The organism is Enterobacter soli, from assembly GCF_964208575.1.
GTDB classification, from domain to species: Bacteria; Pseudomonadota; Gammaproteobacteria; order Enterobacterales; family Enterobacteriaceae; genus Enterobacter; species Enterobacter soli_A.
Map to the genome: position 1 here is coordinate 1 of NZ_CAXOFU010000031.1, position 20,972 is coordinate 20,972.

General features: G+C 57.6%; 19 protein-coding genes and 1 riboswitch. Of the genes, 12 read left to right on the forward strand and 7 right to left on the reverse strand.

Annotated features, from left to right (window positions below):
* Positions 1-414 precede the first annotated feature (414 nt).
* Together purH and purD are read left to right on the forward strand one after the other, a co-directional pair.
* Positions 415-2,004 (forward strand): bifunctional phosphoribosylaminoimidazolecarboxamide formyltransferase/IMP cyclohydrolase, encoded by a 1,590-nt coding sequence (purH, locus tag AB6V08_RS21785; protein WP_368544879.1) that lies wholly within the window; start codon positions 415-417, stop codon positions 2,002-2,004.
* Positions 2,005-2,019: 15 nt separating this feature from the next.
* Positions 2,020-3,312, forward strand: a complete 1,293-nt coding sequence (purD, locus tag AB6V08_RS21790) for a phosphoribosylamine--glycine ligase (protein ID WP_368544880.1) — start codon at positions 2,020-2,022, stop codon at positions 3,310-3,312.
* 92 nt (positions 3,313-3,404) lie between these two features.
* On the opposite strand, the gene AB6V08_RS21795 is transcribed toward purD, so the two are convergent.
* The 6 genes from AB6V08_RS21795 to nudC form a co-directional block, all read right to left on the reverse strand.
* Entirely contained in the window at positions 3,405-4,097 is a 693-nt protein-coding gene (locus AB6V08_RS21795) for a DUF1481 domain-containing protein (RefSeq protein ID WP_368544895.1), read from the reverse strand.
* Between the two features lie 11 nt (positions 4,098-4,108).
* Positions 4,109-4,381, reverse strand: a complete 273-nt coding sequence (gene hupA / locus AB6V08_RS21800; protein ID WP_002445246.1) for a nucleoid-associated protein HU-alpha — start codon at positions 4,379-4,381, stop codon at positions 4,109-4,111.
* Between the two features lie 186 nt (positions 4,382-4,567).
* On the reverse strand, positions 4,568-5,158 hold the full coding sequence (locus AB6V08_RS21805) for a YjaG family protein (protein WP_028018463.1): 591 nt from the start codon (positions 5,156-5,158) through the stop codon (positions 4,568-4,570).
* A 41-nt stretch (positions 5,159-5,199) separates the two neighbouring features.
* The gene (nfi, locus tag AB6V08_RS21810; RefSeq protein ID WP_368544881.1) at positions 5,200-5,871 is read right to left on the reverse strand and encodes a deoxyribonuclease V; all 672 of its coding nucleotides are present in this window, start codon (positions 5,869-5,871) and stop codon (positions 5,200-5,202) included.
* Positions 5,872-5,880: 9 nt separating this feature from the next.
* Complete coding sequence (gene hemE / locus AB6V08_RS21815; protein ID WP_368544882.1) at positions 5,881-6,945, reverse strand: uroporphyrinogen decarboxylase; 1,065 nt, start codon at positions 6,943-6,945, stop codon at positions 5,881-5,883.
* 39 nt (positions 6,946-6,984) lie between these two features.
* On the reverse strand, positions 6,985-7,758 hold the full coding sequence (nudC, locus tag AB6V08_RS21820) for an NAD(+) diphosphatase (RefSeq protein WP_368544883.1): 774 nt from the start codon (positions 7,756-7,758) through the stop codon (positions 6,985-6,987).
* A gap of 95 nt (positions 7,759-7,853) precedes the next feature.
* Between nudC and rsd the strand changes: the two genes are divergently transcribed.
* From rsd to AB6V08_RS21870, 10 genes are all read left to right on the forward strand, one after another.
* Positions 7,854-8,351, forward strand: a complete 498-nt coding sequence (gene rsd, locus AB6V08_RS21825; protein WP_368544884.1) for a sigma D regulator — start codon at positions 7,854-7,856, stop codon at positions 8,349-8,351.
* A 54-nt stretch (positions 8,352-8,405) separates the two neighbouring features.
* A riboswitch (TPP riboswitch) is annotated at positions 8,406-8,515 on the forward strand.
* 78 nt (positions 8,516-8,593) lie between these two features.
* Positions 8,594-10,489: a phosphomethylpyrimidine synthase ThiC gene (thiC, locus tag AB6V08_RS21830; RefSeq protein ID WP_368544885.1), complete on the forward strand. Its 1,896-nt coding sequence runs from the start codon at positions 8,594-8,596 to the stop codon at positions 10,487-10,489.
* Positions 10,489-11,124 (forward strand): thiamine phosphate synthase, encoded by a 636-nt coding sequence (thiE, locus tag AB6V08_RS21835; protein WP_368544886.1) that lies wholly within the window; start codon positions 10,489-10,491, stop codon positions 11,122-11,124. The genes thiC and thiE overlap by 1 nt, the downstream gene beginning before the upstream one ends.
* A complete protein-coding gene (locus AB6V08_RS21840; protein WP_368544887.1) occupies positions 11,117-11,872 on the forward strand; it encodes a ThiF family adenylyltransferase in 756 nt (251 codons plus the stop codon). The genes thiE and AB6V08_RS21840 overlap by 8 nt, the downstream gene beginning before the upstream one ends.
* Complete coding sequence (gene thiS, locus AB6V08_RS21845) at positions 11,856-12,056, forward strand: sulfur carrier protein ThiS (RefSeq protein WP_368544888.1); 201 nt, start codon at positions 11,856-11,858, stop codon at positions 12,054-12,056. The genes AB6V08_RS21840 and thiS overlap by 17 nt, the downstream gene beginning before the upstream one ends.
* A 1-nt stretch (position 12,057) precedes the next feature.
* Positions 12,058-12,825, forward strand: coding sequence for a thiazole synthase (thiG, locus tag AB6V08_RS21850; protein WP_368544889.1), 768 nt, complete (start codon positions 12,058-12,060; stop codon positions 12,823-12,825).
* Positions 12,825-13,958: a 2-iminoacetate synthase ThiH gene (thiH, locus tag AB6V08_RS21855; RefSeq protein WP_368544890.1), complete on the forward strand. Its 1,134-nt coding sequence runs from the start codon at positions 12,825-12,827 to the stop codon at positions 13,956-13,958. Before thiG ends, thiH begins: the two co-directional genes overlap by 1 nt.
* Before the next feature lie 315 nt (positions 13,959-14,273).
* A complete protein-coding gene (locus AB6V08_RS21860; RefSeq protein WP_368544891.1) occupies positions 14,274-15,815 on the forward strand; it encodes a sensor domain-containing diguanylate cyclase in 1,542 nt (513 codons plus the stop codon).
* A gap of 180 nt (positions 15,816-15,995) precedes the next feature.
* Positions 15,996-16,301 carry a PTS sugar transporter subunit IIB gene (locus AB6V08_RS21865; RefSeq protein ID WP_368544892.1) on the forward strand — a complete coding sequence of 102 codons (306 nt, stop codon included), beginning with the start codon at positions 15,996-15,998 and terminating at the stop codon, positions 16,299-16,301.
* A 3-nt stretch (positions 16,302-16,304) separates the two neighbouring features.
* Complete coding sequence (locus AB6V08_RS21870) at positions 16,305-16,622, forward strand: PTS lactose/cellobiose transporter subunit IIA (RefSeq protein WP_003862327.1); 318 nt, start codon at positions 16,305-16,307, stop codon at positions 16,620-16,622.
* A 115-nt stretch (positions 16,623-16,737) separates the two neighbouring features.
* On the opposite strand, the gene rpoC is transcribed toward AB6V08_RS21870, so the two are convergent.
* Positions 16,738-20,961 (reverse strand): DNA-directed RNA polymerase subunit beta', encoded by a 4,224-nt coding sequence (gene rpoC / locus AB6V08_RS21875; RefSeq protein ID WP_368544893.1) that lies wholly within the window; start codon positions 20,959-20,961, stop codon positions 16,738-16,740.
* Between the last annotated feature and the right edge of the window lie 11 nt (positions 20,962-20,972).

The window sequence follows — 20,972 nt, forward strand, 5'->3', positions numbered from 1 at the left end:
GCGACGCGCTTCAGCGCTCTGTCGCGAGGTGGCGTATATTACGCTTTCCTCTTTCAGAGTCAACCCTGAATTTCAGGATTTTTCTCTTCAACCGAACCGGCTGTTTGTGTGAAGTGATTCACATCCGCCGTGTCGATGGAGGCGCATTATAGGGAGTTCTCCGGAGCCCGCAATAGAAAAATGACAGAAAAATGACTGACTGCTGCATTCCACAGCAAAACCCCGCCTTATACCTTTTTACACACAGAGTTATCCACAATGCTGCGAAAAAGTGAAAAATCACGAGCGGTGCGCAAACGTTTTCGTTAAAATGCTCGCGCCTGACAAGGATGTCCCGTTAGGGGTGTTAGCTGAGTTTTTTTGGGGAAAATTCATCTAACGCTCTCTGTAATCGTGAAATCCAGGGGATTTACCATGCAACAACGTCGTCCAATCCGCCGCGCGCTGCTCAGTGTTTCTGATAAAGCCGGTATCGTCGAATTCGCTCAGGCACTTTCTGCACGTGGTGTAGAGCTGCTTTCTACTGGCGGCACCGCTCGCCTGTTAGCAGATAAAGGCCTGCCGGTGACCGAAGTGTCCGATTACACCGGTTTCCCGGAAATGATGGATGGACGCGTCAAAACCCTGCACCCAAAAGTGCATGGCGGCATTCTGGGTCGTCGCGGTCAGGACGACGGCATTATGGATCAGCACGGGATCGCGCCGATCGATATGGTTGTTGTTAACCTTTATCCGTTCGCCCAGACCGTTGCCCGCGAAGGTTGCTCTCTGGAAGATGCCGTAGAGAATATCGATATCGGCGGCCCGACCATGGTGCGCTCCGCGGCCAAGAACCATAAAGATGTCGCGATTGTTGTTAAGAGCAGCGACTACGACGCCATTATTAAAGAGATGGATGCAAATGAAGGTTCCCTGAACCTTGAAACCCGTTTCGACCTCGCGATCAAAGCCTTCGAACATACCGCCGCTTACGACAGCATGATTGCTAACTACTTCGGTAGCCTGGTGCCGGCCTATCATGGCGAAAGCAAAGATCCTTCCGGCCGCTTCCCGCGCACCCTTAATCTGAACTTCATTAAGAAGCAGGATATGCGCTACGGCGAGAACAGCCACCAGCAGGCTGCCTTCTATATAGAAGAAGAGGTAAAAGAAGCGTCTGTTGCGACCGCGCAGCAGGTTCAGGGCAAAGCGCTCTCCTATAACAACATTGCAGACACCGACGCGGCGCTGGAGTGCGTGAAAGAGTTCAGCGAGCCCGCCTGCGTTATCGTCAAACATGCTAACCCGTGCGGCGTGGCGGTCAGCACCTCTATTCTTGATGCCTACGATCGCGCCTATAAAACCGACCCGACCTCTGCGTTTGGCGGCATTATCGCTTTCAACCGCGAGCTGGATGCCGAAACCGCGCAGGCGATTATCTCCCGCCAGTTTGTAGAAGTGATCATCGCCCCGTCCGCAACTGACGACGCGCTGAAAATCACCGCCGCGAAACAGAACGTGCGCGTGCTGGTCTGCGGCCAGTGGGAAGCGCGCGTGCCGGGCCTTGACTTTAAACGCGTTAACGGCGGCCTGCTGGTTCAGGATCGCGACCTGGGAATGGTCACTGCCGCCGATCTGCGCGTGGTAACCAAACGCCAGCCAACCGAGCAGGAGCTGCGCGATGCGCTGTTCTGCTGGAAAGTGGCGAAGTTCGTGAAATCCAACGCCATTGTTTATGCCAAAGAGAATATGACCATCGGGATAGGTGCAGGCCAGATGAGCCGCGTCTACTCCGCGAAGATTGCCGGTATTAAAGCGGGCGATGAAGGTCTGGAAGTGAAAGGCTCCGCGATGGCGTCTGACGCCTTCTTCCCGTTCCGCGATGGGATTGACGCTGCCGCCACCGTTGGTATTACCTGCGTGATCCAGCCTGGCGGTTCTATTCGCGATGACGAAGTGATTGCCGCTGCCGATGAACACGGCATCGCGATGATCTTCACCGACATGCGTCACTTCCGCCATTAATCCACGGAGCAGAGAATGAAAGTATTAGTGATTGGTAACGGCGGCCGCGAGCACGCCCTGGCGTGGAAAGCGGCGCAGTCGCCGCAGGTTAAGACCGTGTTTGTCGCACCGGGTAACGCCGGAACCGCGCTGGAGCCCGCTTTACAGAACGTGGCTATCGGCGTGACCGATATCCCGGCTCTGCTGAGCTTTGCCCAGAACGAGAAGATCGATCTGACCATCGTTGGCCCGGAAGCGCCGCTGGTGATTGGCGTAGTGGATGCGTTCCGCGCGGCGGGGCTGAAAATCTTCGGCCCAACGGAAGGCGCAGCGCAGCTCGAGGGCTCTAAAGCCTTCACCAAAGATTTCCTCGCGCGCCACAACATCCCGACTGCGGAGTATCAGAACTTCACCGAAGTGGAGCCCGCGCTGGCTTACCTGCGTGAGAAAGGCGCCCCGATTGTTATTAAGGCCGACGGCCTGGCAGCCGGGAAAGGCGTTATCGTGGCGATGACCCTCGCCGAAGCCGAAGCCGCCGTTCAGGACATGCTGGCGGGCAACGCCTTCGGCGACGCGGGGCACCGCATCGTGATCGAAGAGTTCCTCGACGGGGAAGAGGCGAGCTTTATCGTAATGGTCGACGGCGAGCACGTGCTGCCAATGGCGACCAGCCAGGATCACAAGCGCGTTGGCAATGGCGATACCGGCCCGAACACGGGCGGTATGGGCGCGTACTCCCCTGCCCCGGTGGTGACCGACGAAGTGCATCAGCGCACCATGGATCGCATCATCTGGCCCACCGTTAAGGGCATGGCCGCAGAAGGGAATACCTACACCGGTTTCCTGTATGCCGGGCTGATGATCGACAAGCAGGGTAATCCGAAGGTGATCGAGTTCAACTGCCGCTTTGGCGATCCGGAAACGCAGCCGATCATGCTGCGCATGAAGTCCGATCTGGTGGATCTGTGCCTGGCGGCCTGCGACGGCAAGCTGGACGAGAAAACCTCAGAGTGGGACGATCGCGCTTCACTGGGCGTGGTGATTGCTGCGGGCGGGTATCCGGGCAGCTACAGCACCGGGGACGAGATCCACGGCCTGCCGCTGGAAGAGCGTGAAGGCGCTAAGGTGTTCCACGCGGGAACGACGCTGTCTGATGACGATCGCGTGCTGACCAACGGCGGACGCGTATTGTGCGCCACCGCGCTGGGCAATACCGTGGCGGAAGCGCAGAAGCGCGCCTATGCGCTGATGGCGGATATTCACTGGAACGGTAGCTTTAGCCGTCAGGATATCGGCTATCGCGCGATTGCGCGTGAGCAAGGGAAGTAATTTCACCCCTCACCCTAACCCTCTCCCTAAGGGAGAGGGGATCGTTCACAGGCCGGATAAGCATTAGCGCCATCCGGCTTAATCCTCAGAATTCAGAAACTCTTCTCTGTCGGCTGCCAGGTGCAGAAATCTTCGTTCGCCACCAGCAGCAGCTGAGAGCCTTCCGGCGCTTCAAGCCACGCCACGCTCACTTCCAGCGATGAATGACGCTGGCGACGCTGAATGTGTTCCAGCGCCCATGATTCGAGATCGGGCTTCACGGTCTGCCCTTCGCAGGTCGTTACCGTTCCATCGTTATGCCAGCGCCCCTGGCGCAGCACCACGCGGCCCTGACGCAGCGCGTCGCTGGTCTGGCGGATCTGTTCGGCACGGTATTTGTAGAGCGCGATTTGGTCGCTGGAGAGCTGCTGTTTTTGTCCGCTGACTTCGCGCTGCATAAAGCTCAGCTCGCCGCGATCGTCAAAACGCACTTTCACATGTTCGGGGGTCTTGCTGTAGATATTCAGCTCGATAAGCGTAAGGCTGTCGCCTTGCCAGCGGTACTCGGACGTTGAGGTGCTGCCGCTATGCCACGGGCTGAATGCAGAAAGGAGATGGACGTCATCGCCGGAGTCTTTGCGCCAGATCCTGACTGCGCCCGGGTTGTCAGCGTAGCCGCTGGCGGTAAAGGGTGGCAGGGAGGAGTCGTGGCTGCAGGCAGAGAGCAACAGCACGCCTGCCAGCGCGAGTACGCCACGCCAGACAGACAAAAGGGGCATTGCTGCCCCTTCGTTAAAACTGTTCACTGCCACGCGTCTTACTTAACAGCGTCTTTCAGTGCTTTACCAGAAACAAATGCCGGCACGTTAGCTGCGGCGATTTTGATTTCTTTACCGGTCTGCGGGTTGCGGCCAGTACGCTCAGCGCGGTGGTTCACTTTGAAGGTACCGAAACCAACCAGTTGTACAGCATCGCCTTCTTTCAGAGACTCAGTAATAGCAGCCAGGGTAGATTCCAGAGCAGCTTTAGCCTGCACTTTAGACAGATCAGCCTTGTCCGCAATTACATCAATCAGTTGAGTCTTGTTCATAAGTTATCCTTTCAATGTGTTTATCGCTTGCTAAGCATCGAGTGCGACGAAAATGCCAAAAAAGCACTCTCCTGCATACACGCACCGATAGCCACTTTTTTTCGCCCCCCAAATGTAGACCAGTCAGGGGGCGAAAGGGAAGAGTCGAGGAGTGACAAAACAGGCGTTAAATCACGTTTTATTGTCTCATTGGTTAAAAATTATACCAATATTGCTCTCACCGGCCTCACGTAAGTCCGCGCGGAGCCCTTTTATCAGCTCGATATCGCGTTCTTCGCACTCGGCAAGAAGTCGGAATATTTCCCACTGAATGTCCCATTCTTGCTCCACCGCCGGGTTCGCGCGCAGCTCTTCGTCGGTCATTTCACGACCTTCCTGGGTCATTTCCAGCATAGCGACGGTAGTAATGGATGCCTTACTGACTTCGATGGCATGCTCCAGGGTTTCACCGCTCAGGCGGGAGTGAATCAACTCACTCAGTGCAACGCAGGCATCAATAGCCGGATAGACACCGTACAGGTCGAAATCATCCGCCACAGGAATAGCTTCCTCCAGCTTCTCAAGCTGAGAGTCGAAGTTTACCTTCGCGTCTTTTACCGTCAGCGTTTCCCAGATCAGGTCCAGGATACGACGGTAGATATGGCCGTCACCAAACCCCGTCTGCTTGCAGAACGCGGCGTAGTTCGGGTACATGCGCTCGCACAGGCAAGCCATAAAGGTGACGTGCTGCCAGCTTTCCAGCTTCTCAAGGCGCAGATGAATCGGGTTTTGTAACATGATGATGTCTCGAATCGAAAATTAGCCGCAGTTTACCTGAATCATCGCTGAATTTCCTGCCAACGAACAAACGCCGGACGCCCGGAGGCTACCGCGTCTGCCCAGCGCGTAGGCTCGGGTAAACGGTAGCCCTTCGTGCAGCGCTGTACCCACGCCAGCGCGGTGTCCATGCTGACGCGATGCCCGGTGGCGATAAACAGCGGATTACAGCGCGCTTTGCTGCGCCACACCCAGGCCAGTTGCTCGCCTTTGTGCACCAGCGGCGCCAGCGCGCCCGGCTCGGCGGAGAGCGGCTCAAACGCCCCGCACAGGCGTTTTTTCGCCACGCCGATGGTCGGCACATCTACCAGCAGGCCAAAGTGGCTGGCAACGCCTAAGCGCCGCGGATGCGAGATACCGTGTCCATCGACAAACAGCAGGTCGGGTTTTTGCGAGAGTTGCTCCCACGCTGCCAGCAGCGCGGGATATTCACGGAAGGAGAGAAAGCCGGGAATGTACGGCATGGTGGTAGGGATACGCGCCACTTTGTACTCCACCAGCTCAAGGGAGGGGTATTTCAGCAGCACCATTGCCGCTCGCGTCACCTCACCCCCTTGCTCAAACCCCACGTCCGCGCCGCCAATGTACTGCGGTGGGTCGGTATCCAGACGATCTTCACGGATAACCGATGAGGCCAGTTCGATTTGCTGAGCGCGTAACGACGCGAGATCCATAACGACTCCTTACTTGTGGTACTGCGCAGAAAGTCGGTGCACCGCCTCCACAAAGGCGCCAGCGTGTTCTGGCGGCACATCCTGATGAATACCGTGACCGAGGTTAAAGACGTGGCCTTCTCCCTGACCGAAGCCAGCCAGAATGGTTGCCACCTCTTCTTCAATACGGGCAGGCTGAGCGTAAAGCATAGACGGGTCCATGTTGCCCTGGAGCGCCACTTTGTCGCCCACGCGACGGCGCGCGTCGGCAATATCGGTCGTCCAGTCGAGGCCCAGCGCATCGCAGCCCGTTGCGGCCATAGCTTCCAGCCACTGACCGCCACCTTTGGTGAACAGCGTGACCGGCACGCGGCGGCCTTCGTTTTCACGCAGCAGGCCATCGACGATTTTGTGCATGTAGTAGAGCGAGAACTGCTGATAATCACGCCCGGTCAGCACGCCGCCCCAGGTGTCGAAGATCATGACGGACTGCGCGCCCGCTTTGATTTGCGCGTTGAGGTAGAGGGTGACGCTTTTCGCCAGCTTGTCGAGCAGCGCGTGCAGCGCCAGCGGCTCGGCGTACATCATCTTTTTGATGACGGTGAAGGCTTTGCTGCTGCCGCCTTCCACCATGTAGGTCGCCAGCGTCCACGGGCTGCCGGAGAAACCGATCAGCGGCACTTCGCCTTTGAGTTCGCGGCGAATGGTGCGCACGGCGTTCATCACGTAGCCCAGCTCGCCTTCCGGGTCGGGGATCGGCAGCTTATCAACGTCGGCTTTGCTTTTAATCGGAGAGGTGAAGCGCGGGCCTTCGCCCGTTTCGAAATACAGCCCAAGCCCCATCGCATCGGGAATGGTCAGAATGTCCGAGAAGAGGATCGCGGCGTCCAGCGGAAAACGGCGCAGCGGCTGGAGCGTGACTTCGCAGGCCAGCTCGGCGTTTTTGCACAGCGACATAAAATCGCCCGCCTGCGCGCGCGTGGCTTTGTACTCTGGCAGATAGCGTCCTGCCTGGCGCATCATCCACACCGGGGTGATATCAACGGGCTGGCGTAGCAGCGCGCGCAGATAACGATCGTTCTTCAGTTCGGTCATTTTTGCAGTTCCTTGTTGCGTCATTCCGCCAGTGTAACACTACTCATACTCGGCCCGACACATTGCCACGGTATCTTCAATCAGGCGACGCGCCACGGTTCCCGGCGGGGGCAACAGCGGTAAATCGTCGTAGCGATACCAGTCGGCCGCCAGCAGCTCTTTTTGGTCGATAACAATCTCGCCGCTGTCGTATTCCGCCATAAAGGCCGTCATCAGCGACTGCGGGAACGGCCACGGCTGGGAGGTCACGTAGCGCAGATTTTTGACCTTAATTCCGCTCTCCTCCATCACTTCGCGCGCGACCGCCTGCTCCAGGGTTTCGCCCACCTCGACGAAGCCGGCCAGCACGGTGTGTACGCCGTTGCGATGGCGCGTGTGCTGCGCCAGCAGAATGGAATCATCGCGCCGGATGGCGACGATAATGCAGGGGGCGATTTGCGGGTAGTAGCGTTCACGGCAGTGGCTGCACAGCATCGCCCACTCGGTTTTGCTCGGGTGCATAGTGTGCCCGCAGTAGCCGCAGTATTTATGCGAGCGGTAGAACTCGGCCAGCTGCACGCCCCGGCCCGCGAGCTGGAACAGCCCGACGTCCAGATCGAGCACCTGGCGCACCGATCCCATATCCTGGCGGCGAGCCTGCTGGATCAGCCACACGGGTTCGCCCTGCCACTCGCCGATCCTGAGTGCGAGCTGCCCCACAAGATCGAAATTTCCCGCTGCGCCATAGGGTAATTCCCCCGCGGGCAACCATAATTTTTGTTCGTGACAGACTAACCACCAACCGCGATCTGATTTTTCAATAATACGATCCATATCTATTGCACTACCTTCGCTTCACTGACATGTTGTTAGCATTATGATTACATTTTGGGTACACAGATTTAATTCTAAACCTCGTGGAGTCGAACATGTTAAACCAGCTAGAAAGCCTGACAGAGCGCGTTGGAGGAAGTAACAAACTGGTGGATCGCTGGCTACATGTACGCAAGCATCTGCTCGTGGCGTATTACAATCTCGTCGGTCTTAAGCCTGGCAAAGAATCCTGGATGCGCCTGAATGAAAAAGCGCTGGATGATTTTTGTCAGAGTCTGGTCGACTACCTGTCCGACGGACATTTCAATATTTATGAACGCATTATCCGCGAAATGGAAGGCTCTGGCCCGTATTTAACCGCGAGCAAACTTTATCCGCTGCTCGAGGCCAACACCCAGCGGATTATGGATTATTACGATTCGACGCTTGAGAACGCTATCGATCACGATAACTATCTTGAGTTCCAGCAGGCGCTGTCCGATCTGGGTGAGGCGCTGGAGGAGCGATTCACGCTGGAAGACAAGCTGATCGGCCTGGCGCTGGATAACAACCTCAAGCTTTGCAACGAAGAGAACCTGACGCGCCCCGCTTGAGTTCTTAATCGTTAACGAGTAGTTTACAAACATTCGCCCCTCTTCGGAGGGGGATTTTTCTTGTCGGAGTGCCCAGTGTGAAAGCACGGGCTGAGACCGTTAATTCGGGATCCGCGGAACCTGATCAGGCTAATACCTGCGAAGGGAACAAGAGTCTATCTGCTGTTGAATCGCCCCCGGGCGATCCTCTCTTGCTTCATCCGTCGTCTGACAAGCCATGTCCTTCACTACTGGAATGAGCTATGTCTGCCACAAAACTGACCCGCCGCGAACAGCGCGCACAGGCACAACACTTCATCGACACCCTGGAAGGCACCGCTTTCCCCAACTCGAAACGTATCTACATCACCGGCTCCCGGGCGGATATTCGCGTGCCGATGCGTGAAATCCAGCTTAGCCCGACCCTTATCGGTGGCAGCAAAGAGAACCCGCAGTTCGAAGAGAACGAAGCGATCCCGGTGTACGACACCTCCGGGCCTTACGGCGATACCGAGGTGTCGATTAACGTCCAGCAGGGTCTGGCGAAGCTGCGCCAGCCGTGGATCGACGCCCGCCGCGACTGCGAAGCGCTCAGCGAACAAAGCTCGGCCTACACCAAAGCACGCCTGGCCGACGACGGCCTGGACGAGCTGCGCTTCACCGGTCTGCTGACGCCGAAGCGCGCCAGAGCGGGCAAGTGCGTCACCCAGCTGCACTACGCGCGTCAGGGGATCGTCACGCCGGAGATGGAGTTCATCGCCATTCGCGAAAACATGGGGCGCGAGCGCATTCGCGGCGAGGTGCTGCGCCACCAGCATCCGGGCGAAGGCTTCGGCGCGCGCCTGCCGGAGAACATCACGCCGGAGTTCGTGCGTGACGAAGTGGCTGCCGGCCGCGCCATTATTCCTGCCAACATCAACCATCCGGAATCCGAGCCGATGATTATCGGGCGTAACTTCCTCGTGAAGGTCAACGCCAACATCGGTAACTCCGCGGTCACTTCCTCCATTGAAGAAGAGGTAGAGAAGCTGGTCTGGTCGACGCGCTGGGGCGCAGACACGGTGATGGATCTCTCCACCGGGCGCTACATCCACGAAACCCGCGAGTGGATTTTGCGTAACAGCCCGGTGCCGATTGGCACCGTCCCGATTTATCAGGCGCTGGAAAAAGTGAACGGCATCGCTGAGAACCTCACCTGGGAAGCGTTCCGCGATACGCTGCTGGAGCAGGCCGAACAGGGGGTGGATTACTTCACCATTCACGCGGGCGTGCTGCTGCGCTACGTGCCGATGACCGCCAAACGCCTGACCGGGATTGTTTCCCGCGGCGGCTCGATCATGGCGAAGTGGTGCCTGTCGCACCATCAGGAAAACTTCCTGTACGAACACTTCCGCGAGATTTGCGAAATTTGCGCCGCATACGATGTCTCTCTGTCGCTGGGCGACGGCCTGCGCCCGGGATCAATCCGCGACGCCAACGACGAAGCGCAGTTTGCCGAGCTGCATACCTTAGGCGAGCTGACCAAAATCGCCTGGGAGTACGACGTGCAGGTGATGATTGAAGGCCCGGGACACGTGCCGATGCAGATGATCCGCCGCAACATGACCGAAGAGCTGGAGCACTGCCACGAAGCGCCGTTCTACACCCTCGGGCCGCTGACCACGGACATTGCGCCGGGCTACGACCATTTCACCTCCGGGATCGGCGCGGCGATGATCGGCTGGTTTGGCTGCGCCATGCTCTGCTACGTGACGCCCAAAGAGCACCTCGGCCTGCCGAACAAAGAGGACGTGAAGCAGGGGCTGATTACCTACAAGATTGCCGCCCACGCCGCCGACCTGGCGAAAGGCCATCCGGGGGCGCAAATCCGCGATAACGCTATGTCGAAGGCGCGCTTTGAATTCCGCTGGGAAGATCAGTTCAACCTGGCGCTCGACCCGTTCACCGCCCGCGCCTATCACGACGAAACCCTGCCCCAGGAGTCCGGCAAGGTGGCGCACTTCTGCTCCATGTGCGGCCCGAAATTCTGCTCGATGAAAATCAGCCAGGAGGTGCGGGACTACGCCGCGGCGCAGGCTATCGAAGTGGGGATGGCGGACATGTCCGATACCTTCCGCACCCGGGGCGGCGAAATCTACCTCAAAAAAGAGGAGGCGTAATGTATCAGCCCGATTTTCCGGCGGTGCCTTTTCGTTTAGGGCTTTACCCGGTGGTGGACAGCGTGGAGTGGATTGAGCGTCTGCTGGGGGCAGGCGTTCGCACCCTTCAGCTGCGCATCAAAGATAAGCGCGATGAAGAAGTCGAAGCGGACGTGGCTGCCGCCATCGCCCTGGGGCGTCGCTATAACGCCCGCCTGTTTATCAACGACTACTGGCGGCTGGCGATTAAGCACCGCGCCTACGGCGTGCATCTCGGTCAGGAGGATCTGGAAACGACCGATCTTAGCGCCATTCGCGACGCGGGGCTGCGCCTTGGCGTGTCGACGCACGACGATATGGAGATCGACGTGGCGCTGGCGGCGCGCCCGTCCTATATCGCCCTCGGCCACGTTTTCCCGACGCAGACCAAACAGATGCCTTCGGCTCCGCAGGGGCTGGCGCAGCTGGCAGGCCACGTTCAGCGCCTCAAAGCGTACCCGACGGTTGCCATCGGCGGCATTAGCCTTGAGCGCGCCCCTGCGGTGATGGACACCGGCGTAGGCAGTATCGCCGTGGTGAGCGCCATCACCCAGGCAGCCGACTGGCAGGCCGCCACCGCGCAGCTGCTAGGGCTGGCAGGAGCAGGCGATGAATGACCGCGATTTTATGCGCTACAGCCGCCAGCTGCTGCTGGAGGATATCGCCATCGACGGGCAGCAAACGCTGCTCGCCAGCCGGGTGCTGATTGTCGGGCTGGGCGGTTTAGGCGCCCCGGCGGCGCTGTACCTGGCGGGCGCCGGCGTGGGCACGCTGGTGCTGGCGGACGACGATGACGTTCACCTGAGCAACCTGCAGCGCCAAATCCTCTTTACCACCGAGGACATTAACCAGCCCAAGGCGAAGATTGCCCGGCATCGGCTGGGCCAGCTCAATCCGGATATCGAGCTGATTGCCCTGCGCGAGCGGCTGGCGGGAGAGACGCTACAAAGAGAAGTGGCGCTTGCCGACGCGGTGCTGGATTGCACCGACAACATGGCGACCCGCCAGGCCATCAACGCCGCCTGCGTGGCGGAAAATACGCCGCTCATTACCGCCAGCGCGGTAGGGTTCGGCGGACAGCTGATGGTGCTCACGCCGCCGTGGACGCAGGGGTGCTATCGCTGCCTGTGGCCGGACGATGCCGAGCCGGCACGCAACTGCCGCACGGCGGGCGTGCTGGGCCCGGTGGTGGGCGTAATGGGAACCCTGCAGGCGCTGGAAGCCATCAAGCTCCTCAGCGGCATCGACGCGCCGCGCAATACGCTGCGCCTGTTCGACGCCCGCTCCGGCGGCTGGCGGCATCTGGCCCTCAACCGGGCCAGCCGCTGCACCGTTTGCGGAGGTCGCGATGCGCATACTGCTTAACGACGAGCCGATAACATGCGACGAGGGGCTGACCGTATCGATGCTCCTCGACCAGCTGCGCCAGCTAAAGCCGGGAACCGCGCTGGCGCTCAATCAACAGATCCTGCCGCGCGAGCGGTGGGAACATCAGCAGGTGAGCGAAGGCGACAGCATCCTGCTTTTTCAGGTCATTGCAGGGGGCTGAGATGTTACGCATTGCCGATAAAACCTTTGATTCACACCTCTTTACCGGAACCGGGAAGTTCGCCTCGCCGCAGCTGATGGTGGATGCCCTGCGCGAAAGCGGCAGCCAGCTGGTAACGCTGGCGATGAAGCGCGTTGACCTGCGCGGCCACAGCGATGCGATCCTCGCCCCGCTGCTGGAGGCGGGCGTTACGCTACTGCCGAACACCTCCGGGGCGAAAACCGCCGAAGAGGCGATCTTCGCCGCCCAGCTGGCGCGGGAGGCGCTGGGCACCCACTGGCTGAAGCTGGAAATTCACCCGGACGCCCGCTGGCTGCTGCCCGATCCTGTCGAAACCCTGAAGGCGGCAGAAAAGCTGGTGCAGATGGGCTTTACCGTGCTGCCTTACTGCGGAGCGGATCCGGTGCTGTGCAGGCGGCTGGAAGCGGTTGGCTGCGCCGCCGTGATGCCGCTCGGGGCGCCGATTGGCTCCAATCAGGGGCTGGAAACCCGCGCAATGCTGGAGATTATCATCGAACAGGCGACCGTGCCGGTGGTGGTGGATGCCGGGATCGGCGTGCCGAGCCATGCCGCGCAGGCGCTGGAGATGGGCGCCGACGCGGTGCTGGTCAACACCGCCATTGCGGTGGCGGACGATCCGGTGACGATGGCGCGCGCGTTTCGTCTGGCGGTCGAGGCCGGCGTGCTGGCGCGCCGGTCCGGGCCGGGATCGCGCAGCCTACAGGCTCAGGCCACCAGCCCGCTAACCGGTTTTCTGGAGGCATTCTGATGAAGACCTTTACCGATCGCTGGCGGCAGATCGACTGGGACGACATTCGCCTGCGAATTAACAGCAAAACCGCAGCCGACGTGGAACGGGCGCTAACGGCCCGCCATCCCACCCGCGAGGACATGATGGCCCTGCTCTCACCTGCGGCCAGCGCGTATCTGGAGCCGATGGCACAGCGGGCGCAGCGCCTCACCCGCCAGCGTTTTGGCAACACGGTGAGCTTCTACGTGCCGCTTTACCTCTCCAACCTGTGCGCCAACGACTGTACCTACTGCGGCTTCTCTATGAGCAACCGCATCAGGCGCAAAACCCTGGATGAGCAGGAAATTGCCCGGGAGTGCGCCGCCATCCGGGAGATGGGATTTGAGCATCTGCTGCTGGTCACCGGCGAGCATCAGGGGAAGGTGGGAATGGACTATTTCCGCCAGCACCTGCCCGCCATTCGCCGCGCCTTTTCGTCGTTGCAAATGGAGGTGCAGCCGCTGTCTCAGGACGAGTACGCCGAGCTTAAAACCCTCGGGCTGGACGGGGTGATGGTCTATCAGGAGACCTACCACGAGGCGATGTACGCGCAGCATCATCTTAAAGGCAAAAAGCAGGACTTCTTCTTCCGGCTGGAAACGCCGGACAGGCTGGGCCGCGCGGGGATCGACAAAATCGGCCTCGGGGCGCTAATTGGCCTGTCTGACAGCTGGCGGGTGGATTGCTATATGGTGGCCGAGCACCTGCTGTGGCTGCAGCAGCACTACTGGCAAAGCCGCTACTCGATCTCCTTCCCGCGCCTGCGCCCCTGTGCGGGCGGCATCGAACCCGCCTCGCTGATGGATGAACGCCAGCTGGTGCAAACCATCTGCGCGTTTCGCCTGCTCGCGCCGGAGGTCGAACTGTCGCTCTCCACCCGGGAATCCCCGGCATTTCGCGACAGGGTAATCCCGCTTGCCATCAATAACGTGAGCGCTTTCTCCAAAACGCAGCCGGGCGGCTACGCCGACGACCATCCCGAGCTGGAGCAGTTTGCCCCGCACGATGGCCGACGCCCTGAAGCCGTCGCCGCTGCGCTGGCGGCGCAAGGGCTACAGCCGGTGTGGAAAGACTGGGACAGCTGGCTGGGAAGAGCCTCGCAAATGCGCTGAAAGATTGTGCAAACGGTGAGATAAGTTACGAGGCGGCTCGTAGCGTTAAAACCGGGGAGTTGTCGGACTGCGCCCGGTTTTTTACTCTGCATTCGTCAGCAACGGACGCTGACCAGGGCGAAAAGCACCTTCCTCGTTTCGCCCTGCCTCTCGTCCATTTCCAAATAAATTTTAATATTTCAAATTTAATTAAGCTAAGTCAGGCTGCGGGAGGCAACAAATTGTATAATCAGCTATCAGTGTGGTGCTAACGACTATGCTGAAGGGACATCCGTTGCACTTTTTCGCAACCTCATCGGGACAGATGCAAGACTCATGGCACTACATAGCTCAAAACTCTCTTTTACCAGGCCCATCATTGCCAGCTTTGCGGGGATTTTATTCAGTTTCGGGGTGATTGCTGCGTTTATCATGGTGTCTCAAAGCAATGCCTTTCTTGAGGATTATCATAAAATTAACGGCAATTTCACCCATAACCTTGCGGTGAACTATACCGAATCTATCCTCCGTGAAAATGACTATATTCTCGGGCGGGCCGCGACGTTTTTCGCGCGGGACAACAGGCTGGACAAAACGGTCAATACCGAGCCGGAAGAGGGTCTGGAAGCGCTGATGCACCTGCAAAACCTGATGCCTTCCGTGTCGTCTATCTCTCTGGCGGATACCCAGGGGCGCTATCTGCGCGCCCCGGAAGTGCTGCAAACGCAGAAGAGTAAAACCTTCGATCCCCGCACGCGCCCGTGGTTTGTCGGGCAGGCGGAAGCCAGCACCTTCAGCCACTACACGCCCCCCTATATGGACTATTTCACCGGGCACCCGACGGTAACAATTTATAAGCCGGTCATCTCCCCGGAGGGGCGGCTCAAAGGCACGCTCGCGTTTCACCTCGACCTGACCTCAATGGGATACACGCTGCGTCAGATGGTGGCTCCGGTTCAGGGCGAATTTTTCATCGTGGAGCGCGACGGAGCCGTGGTTTTGCACCCGGATACCGGCGCTCTGTTTAAAAAGTACGTCAGCGAAGCGCTGATGGAAAAAATGACCAGCGGCGAAGGCTACCTCTACGATAAAAAAAGCAAATTCTGGTATTACTACTACTCCTTCACCAATCCGGACTGGTTTGTTATCTACCGCGTGTCCGGGGCCACGCTTAGCGATATCACCCGCCATGAAACCACCATCGTCGGCTGGGGGTTCGCGCTCGCGACGCTGATTATCATCCTGTTTGGGTTATACCTACGCCACGCCTCGCGCACCGTGCTGATGAACATCATTAACGCCATCAAAACCGGGGACGTCAGCCAAGCGCCGCGTCTTGAGGCGATGCTCACCCACACCATCCAGACCAACAAAGAGCGGGAGCAGGCCTACGTTCGCCAGGCCACTCACGATGCCCTGACCGGCTGTAAAAACCGCCGCGCCTTCGACAGTGACGTCAAAGCGTTACTCGATAACCATCAGCCGTTCATGCTGGCGCTTGTGGACATTGATAACTTCAAGTCCATCAACGACACCTGGGGCCACTTGAGCGGAGATATCGTGCTGCGCAGCGTCGCGCGTGAAGGGTTGCAGGTGATGCAGCCTGAGAACGTGTCCGTTTATCGCTACGGTGGAGAAGAGTTTGCGGTGGTCTTCCCGGCGGAGCTGTTCGACTCTGCGCTCGAGCTGCTGGAAAGATGGCGGCTTGCCGTGGAGCAGCGCACCTGGCGGGAAGAAAACCTGCACGTCACCTTCAGCGCGGGTCTGGGCGAGTGGCATTTTGAGCCGCTGGAGCAGTTCGTTGCCAGCGTCGATGCCGCACTCTATACCGCCAAACAGCAGGGTAAAAACCGCATTCTGCTGAGCGCTAACAGCTAATTCCCTCCCCTTTTTTACGCCCGTTTCGACGGGCGTATTCTATTCATCCGCAAAATTGTAACCGGTTTCAGAAAAATGCCGTTTTCTTTGTGATGCCTGACACACAATCGCGGTAAACCGGTTGTTGAAGCCGTCTGCACGGGATAATTATCAATAAACACATGTACATCGAGGCTGACTATGAAGAACATCGTTTTATGCTGTGCAGCGGGAATGTCGACCAGTATGCTGGTTCAACGAATGAAAGATGCCGCGCAGAAAAAAGGGGTGGAAGTAACGATCAAAGCCGTCCCGGTCGCGGAATTTAAAGACAATATTGCCACTGCTGACATCGTATTACTGGGGCCACAGGTGAAATACGAGCTGGCAAAACTTCAGGCTCAGGCAGAGCCGCTGGGCAAGAAAGTGTCGGTAATCGACATGATGGATTACGGCATGATGAAAGGTGATGCCGTACTGGAAAAAGCCCTCAAATTGCTGGAGTGAGCCGTGGAAGATTTAGAAACAACGATTATGGAACTGCTGGTCAATGCGGGCGCAGCGCGCAGCGCAGCCCTGACCGCGTTGCAGATGGCGCGTAAAGGCGATTTTGACGAAGCCGAAAAAGCGATGGAAGAGTCGCGCGAGTATGTTAAACATGCGCACACCATCCAGACGCAGCTGATCGGTCTTGATGAAGGCACCGGGAAACTGCCGGTGAACCTGATCACCGTTCACTCTCAGGATCACCTGATGAATGCGATGGTCATTCAGGATCTGGCCGGAGATATGATCGAGCTTTATCGCCGAATTCCTCTGGTTAACTGAAAACATCAGATGTAAAAAAACCCGCCGAAGCGGGTTTTTTGTTGTCGGGAGGTGCAATACCTGCCCGACCTGGGATGCGTATGCCCGGTGATGTTCACCACCGGGCAATCAACGATTACTCGTTGTCGGAACCACCCAGACCTGCGTTCAGCAGTTCTGCCAGGCTCGCGGATGCATCTTCCGCAGTCACCTGCGGTGCAGCTGGCAGTTCGCCTGCTGCGCGACGACGCATACGATCCTGGTGGTACGCGTAACCGGTACCCGCTGGGATCAGACGACCCACGATGACGTTCTCTTTCAGACCGCGCAGTTCATCACGTTTACCCGCAACAGCCGCTTCGGTCAGGACACGCGTGGTCTCCTGGAACGATGCTGCGGAGATGAAGGACTCGGTTGCCAGAGAGGCTTTGGTGATACCCAGCAGGTCACGTGCGTAGGTCGCACCGACTTTGCCGTTCGCTTCCAGCTCGCGGTTAGCGATCTTGACGCGTGAGTATTCAACCTGCTCGCCTTCCAGGAAGTCGGAGCTGCCCGCGTTTTCGATGGTTGCTTTACGCAGCATCTGACGAACGATAACTTCGATGTGTTTATCGTTAATCTTAACGCCTTGCAGACGGTAAACGTCCTGTACTTCGTTGGTGATGTAACGCGTTACCGCGTGTACGCCACGAAGACGCAGAATGTCGTGCGGTGCTTCTGGACCATCGGAAACAACGTCACCACGTTCTACACGTTCACCTTCGAACACGTTGAGCTGACGCCACTTAGGAATCATCTCTTCGTACGGCTCGCTACCATCTACTGGGGTGATAACCAGACGGCGTTTACCTTTGGTTTCTTTACCGAAGGAAATGATACCGCTGATTTCTGCCAGGATAGCAGGCTCTTTCGGACGACGTGCTTCGAACAGGTCCGCAACGCGTGGCAGACCACCGGTGATATCTTTAGTACCACTGGATTCCTGCGGAATACGCGCCAGCGCATCACCTGCACCGATCTGGATACCATCTTCCAGCTGAACAATCGCTTTACCCGGCAGGAAGTACTGCGCAGGCATGTCGGTACCAGGGATCAGAACGTCGTTACCCTGAGCATCAACGATTTTCAGTGCAGGACGCAGATCTTTACCACCGGTAGTACGTTCAGCAGAATCCAGAACCACCAGAGAAGACAGACCGGTCAGCTCGTCGGTCTGACGAGTAATGGTCTGGCCGTCAATCATGTCAGTGAAGCGGATGAAACCACTTACTTCGGTGATAACCGGCATGGTGTGTGGATCCCAGTTTGCAACGGTTTCACCGCCGGCAACCTGCTCGCCATCACCTTTCGCCATAACCGCACCGTAAGGCACTTTATAGCTCTCTTTGGTACGACCGAATTCGTCGATCAGTTTCAGCTCGGTGTTACGAGAGGTCACAACCAGCTTGCCAGCGGAGTTAACAACAGACTTCGCGTTGCTAAGCTTGATGCTACCTTTGTTTTTCACCTGGATGCTGGATTCAGCAGCCGCACGAGATGCCGCACCACCGATGTGGAACGTACGCATCGTCAGCTGTGTACCTGGCTCACCGATTGACTGTGCCGCGATAACGCCGATTGCTTCACCTTTGTTGATGATGTGGCCACGCGCCAGGTCACGACCGTAGCAGTGCGCACATACACCAAAGTCGGTGTCACAAGATACAACGGAACGCACTTTCACGGAGTCAACAGAGTTCGCTTCCAGCAGGTCACACCAGTGCTCGTGCAGCAGCGTGTTGCGTGGAACCAGAATGTCTGCGGTACCCGGCTTCAGAATGTCTTCCGCGGTCACACGACCCAGTACGCGATCGCGCAGTGGCTCTTTAACATCACCACCCTCGATAACCGGGGTCATGGTGATACCTTCGAGGGTGCCACAATCGTCTTCGGTCACAACCAGATCCTGCGCAACGTCAACCAGACGACGCGTCAGATAACCGGAGTTCGCTGTTTTCAGTGCGGTATCCGCCAGACCTTTACGCGCACCGTGCGTGGAGATGAAGTACTGGAGTACGTTCAGACCTTCACGGAAGTTCGCGGTGATTGGCGTTTCGATGATGGAGCCATCTGGCTTCGCCATCAGACCACGCATACCTGCCAGCTGACGAATCTGTGCTGCGGAACCACGCGCACCGGAGTCGGCCATCATGTAGATGCTGTTGAAGGAAACCTGCTGCTCTTCTACGCCGTCACGGTTAATCACGGTTTCGGTCTGCAGGTTGTCCATCATCGCTTTGGATACACGATCGTTCGCCGCTGCCCAGATATCGATAACTTTGTTATAGCGTTCGCCTGCGGTTACCAGACCAGACTGGAACTGCTCCTGGATCTCAGCAACTTCAGCTTCCGCTTCAGAGATGATCTCGTGTTTCTTCTCTGGGATGACCATGTCATCAATACCAACAGATGCACCTGAACGCGCTGCATAAGCAAAGCCGGTGTACATGGTTTGGTCAGCGAAGATAACGGTCGGCTTCAGACCCAGAATGCGGTAACAGGTGTTCAGCATTTTGGAGATCGCTTTCTTGCCCAGCGCCTGGTTGACGATGGAGAAAGGCAGACCTTTCGGTACGATCATCCACAGAATCGCACGGCCAACGGTCGTGTCTTTCAGGCTGGTTTTCGCAACGAATTCGCCGTTTTCATCTTTTTCGTATTCGGTGATACGCACTTTAACGCGCGCATGCAGAGAGGCCAGGCCAGCGCGATAAATACGCTCAGCTTCTTTAGGGCCAGTCAGCACCATGCCTTCGCCTTTGGCGTTAACACAGTCACGGGTCATGTAGTACAGACCCAATACAACGTCCTGAGAAGGAACGATGATTGGCTCACCGTTCGCTGGAGACAGGATGTTGTTGGTAGACATCATCAGCGCACGCGCTTCGAGCTGGGCTTCCAGCGTCAGCGGTACGTGAACAGCCATCTGGTCACCATCGAAGTCGGCGTTATAGGCCGCACAAACCAGCGGGTGCAGCTGGATGGCTTTACCTTCGATCAGTACTGGCTCAAATGCCTGGATACCCAGACGGTGCAGTGTTGGTGCACGGTTCAGCAGTACCGGGTGTTCGCGGATAACTTCGTCCAGGATATCCCAAACGACAGCTTCTTCACGCTCAACCATTTTCTTAGCGGCTTTGATGGTGGTGGCCAGGCCACGCAGTTCCAGCTTGCCGTAGATGAACGGTTTGAACAGCTCCAGTGCCATTTTCTTCGGCAGACCGCACTGATGCAGACGCAGGTATGGACCTACGGTGATTACAGAACGACCGGAGTAGTCAACACGCTTACCGAGCAGGTTCTGACGGAAACGACCCTGTTTACCTTTGATCATGTCGGCCAAAGATTTCAGAGGACGTTTGTTAGAACCGGTGATCGCACGACCGCGACGACCGTTATCCAGCAGGGCATCTACCGCTTCCTGCAGCATACGTTTTTCGTTGCGTACGATGATGTCTGGCGCAGCCAGATCCAGCAGGCGCTTCAGACGGTTGTTACGGTTGATTACGCGACGATACAGATCGTTCAGGTCAGACGTTGCGAAACGACCACCATCCAGCGGAACCAGCGGACGCAGATCTGGCGGCAGAACCGGCAGAACGGTCAGGATCATCCACTCTGGTTTGTTACCAGACTGAACGAACGCTTCCAGCAGCTTAATGCGCTTGGTCAGCTTCTTACGCTTGGTTTCGGAGTTGGTTTCGTTCAGCTCTTCACGCAGCTGCTCGCACTCTTGCTCCAGATCCATGCTCTTCAGCAGGGCCTGAATAGCTTCCGCACCCATCTTCGCGTCGAATTCGTCACCGAACTCTTCCAGCGCGTCCAGATACTGTTCTTCGGTCAGAATCTGGTTACGTTCCAGATTCGTCATCCCGCCTTCGATAACCACATAAGATTCGAAGTACAGAACACGTTCGATATCGCGCAGCGGCATATCCAGCAGCAGACCGATACGGGACGGCAGAGATTTCAGGAACCAGATGTGCGCAGTCGGAGACGCCAGCTCGATGTGGCCCATGCGCTCACGACGCACTTTAGTCTGGGTCACTTCAACGCCGCACTTCTCACAGATCACACCACGGTGTTTCAGGCGCTTGTACTTACCGCACAGGCACTCGTAGTCTTTTACTGGCCCGAAAATACGCGCACAGAAAAGGCCGTCACGCTCAGGTTTGAACGTACGGTAGTTGATGGTTTCCGGCTTTTTAACTTCACCGAAAGACCATGAACGGATCATGTCTGGCGAAGCCAGAGCAATTTTGATCGCATCAAACTCTTCGGTTTTAGTTTGCGCTTTCAGAAACTTTAATAAGTCTTTCACGGATTTGCTCC

What these genes read in the sequence shown, in the direction of transcription:
- hupA (WP_002445246.1), bottom strand. Translation starts at nt 4,381, where the DNA reads ATGAACAAGACTCAACTGATTGATGTAATTGCGGACAAGGCTGATCTG.
- AB6V08_RS21860 (WP_368544891.1), top strand. Translation starts at nt 14,274, where the DNA reads ATGGCACTACATAGCTCAAAACTCTCTTTTACCAGGCCCATCATTGCC.
- purD (WP_368544880.1), top strand. Translation starts at nt 2,020, where the DNA reads ATGAAAGTATTAGTGATTGGTAACGGCGGCCGCGAGCACGCCCTGGCG.
- rsd (WP_368544884.1), top strand. Translation starts at nt 7,854, where the DNA reads ATGTTAAACCAGCTAGAAAGCCTGACAGAGCGCGTTGGAGGAAGTAAC.
- thiE (WP_368544886.1), top strand. Translation starts at nt 10,489, where the DNA reads ATGTATCAGCCCGATTTTCCGGCGGTGCCTTTTCGTTTAGGGCTTTAC.
- nudC (WP_368544883.1), bottom strand. Translation starts at nt 7,758, where the DNA reads ATGGATCGTATTATTGAAAAATCAGATCGCGGTTGGTGGTTAGTCTGT.
- thiG (WP_368544889.1), top strand. Translation starts at nt 12,058, where the DNA reads ATGTTACGCATTGCCGATAAAACCTTTGATTCACACCTCTTTACCGGA.
- thiC (WP_368544885.1), top strand. Translation starts at nt 8,594, where the DNA reads ATGTCTGCCACAAAACTGACCCGCCGCGAACAGCGCGCACAGGCACAA.
- purH (WP_368544879.1), top strand. Translation starts at nt 415, where the DNA reads ATGCAACAACGTCGTCCAATCCGCCGCGCGCTGCTCAGTGTTTCTGAT.
- nfi (WP_368544881.1), bottom strand. Translation starts at nt 5,871, where the DNA reads ATGGATCTCGCGTCGTTACGCGCTCAGCAAATCGAACTGGCCTCATCG.
- AB6V08_RS21865 (WP_368544892.1), top strand. Translation starts at nt 15,996, where the DNA reads ATGAAGAACATCGTTTTATGCTGTGCAGCGGGAATGTCGACCAGTATG.
- AB6V08_RS21805 (WP_028018463.1), bottom strand. Translation starts at nt 5,158, where the DNA reads ATGTTACAAAACCCGATTCATCTGCGCCTTGAGAAGCTGGAAAGCTGG.
- hemE (WP_368544882.1), bottom strand. Translation starts at nt 6,945, where the DNA reads ATGACCGAACTGAAGAACGATCGTTATCTGCGCGCGCTGCTACGCCAG.
- thiH (WP_368544890.1), top strand. Translation starts at nt 12,825, where the DNA reads ATGAAGACCTTTACCGATCGCTGGCGGCAGATCGACTGGGACGACATT.
- thiS (WP_368544888.1), top strand. Translation starts at nt 11,856, where the DNA reads ATGCGCATACTGCTTAACGACGAGCCGATAACATGCGACGAGGGGCTG.
- AB6V08_RS21840 (WP_368544887.1), top strand. Translation starts at nt 11,117, where the DNA reads ATGAATGACCGCGATTTTATGCGCTACAGCCGCCAGCTGCTGCTGGAG.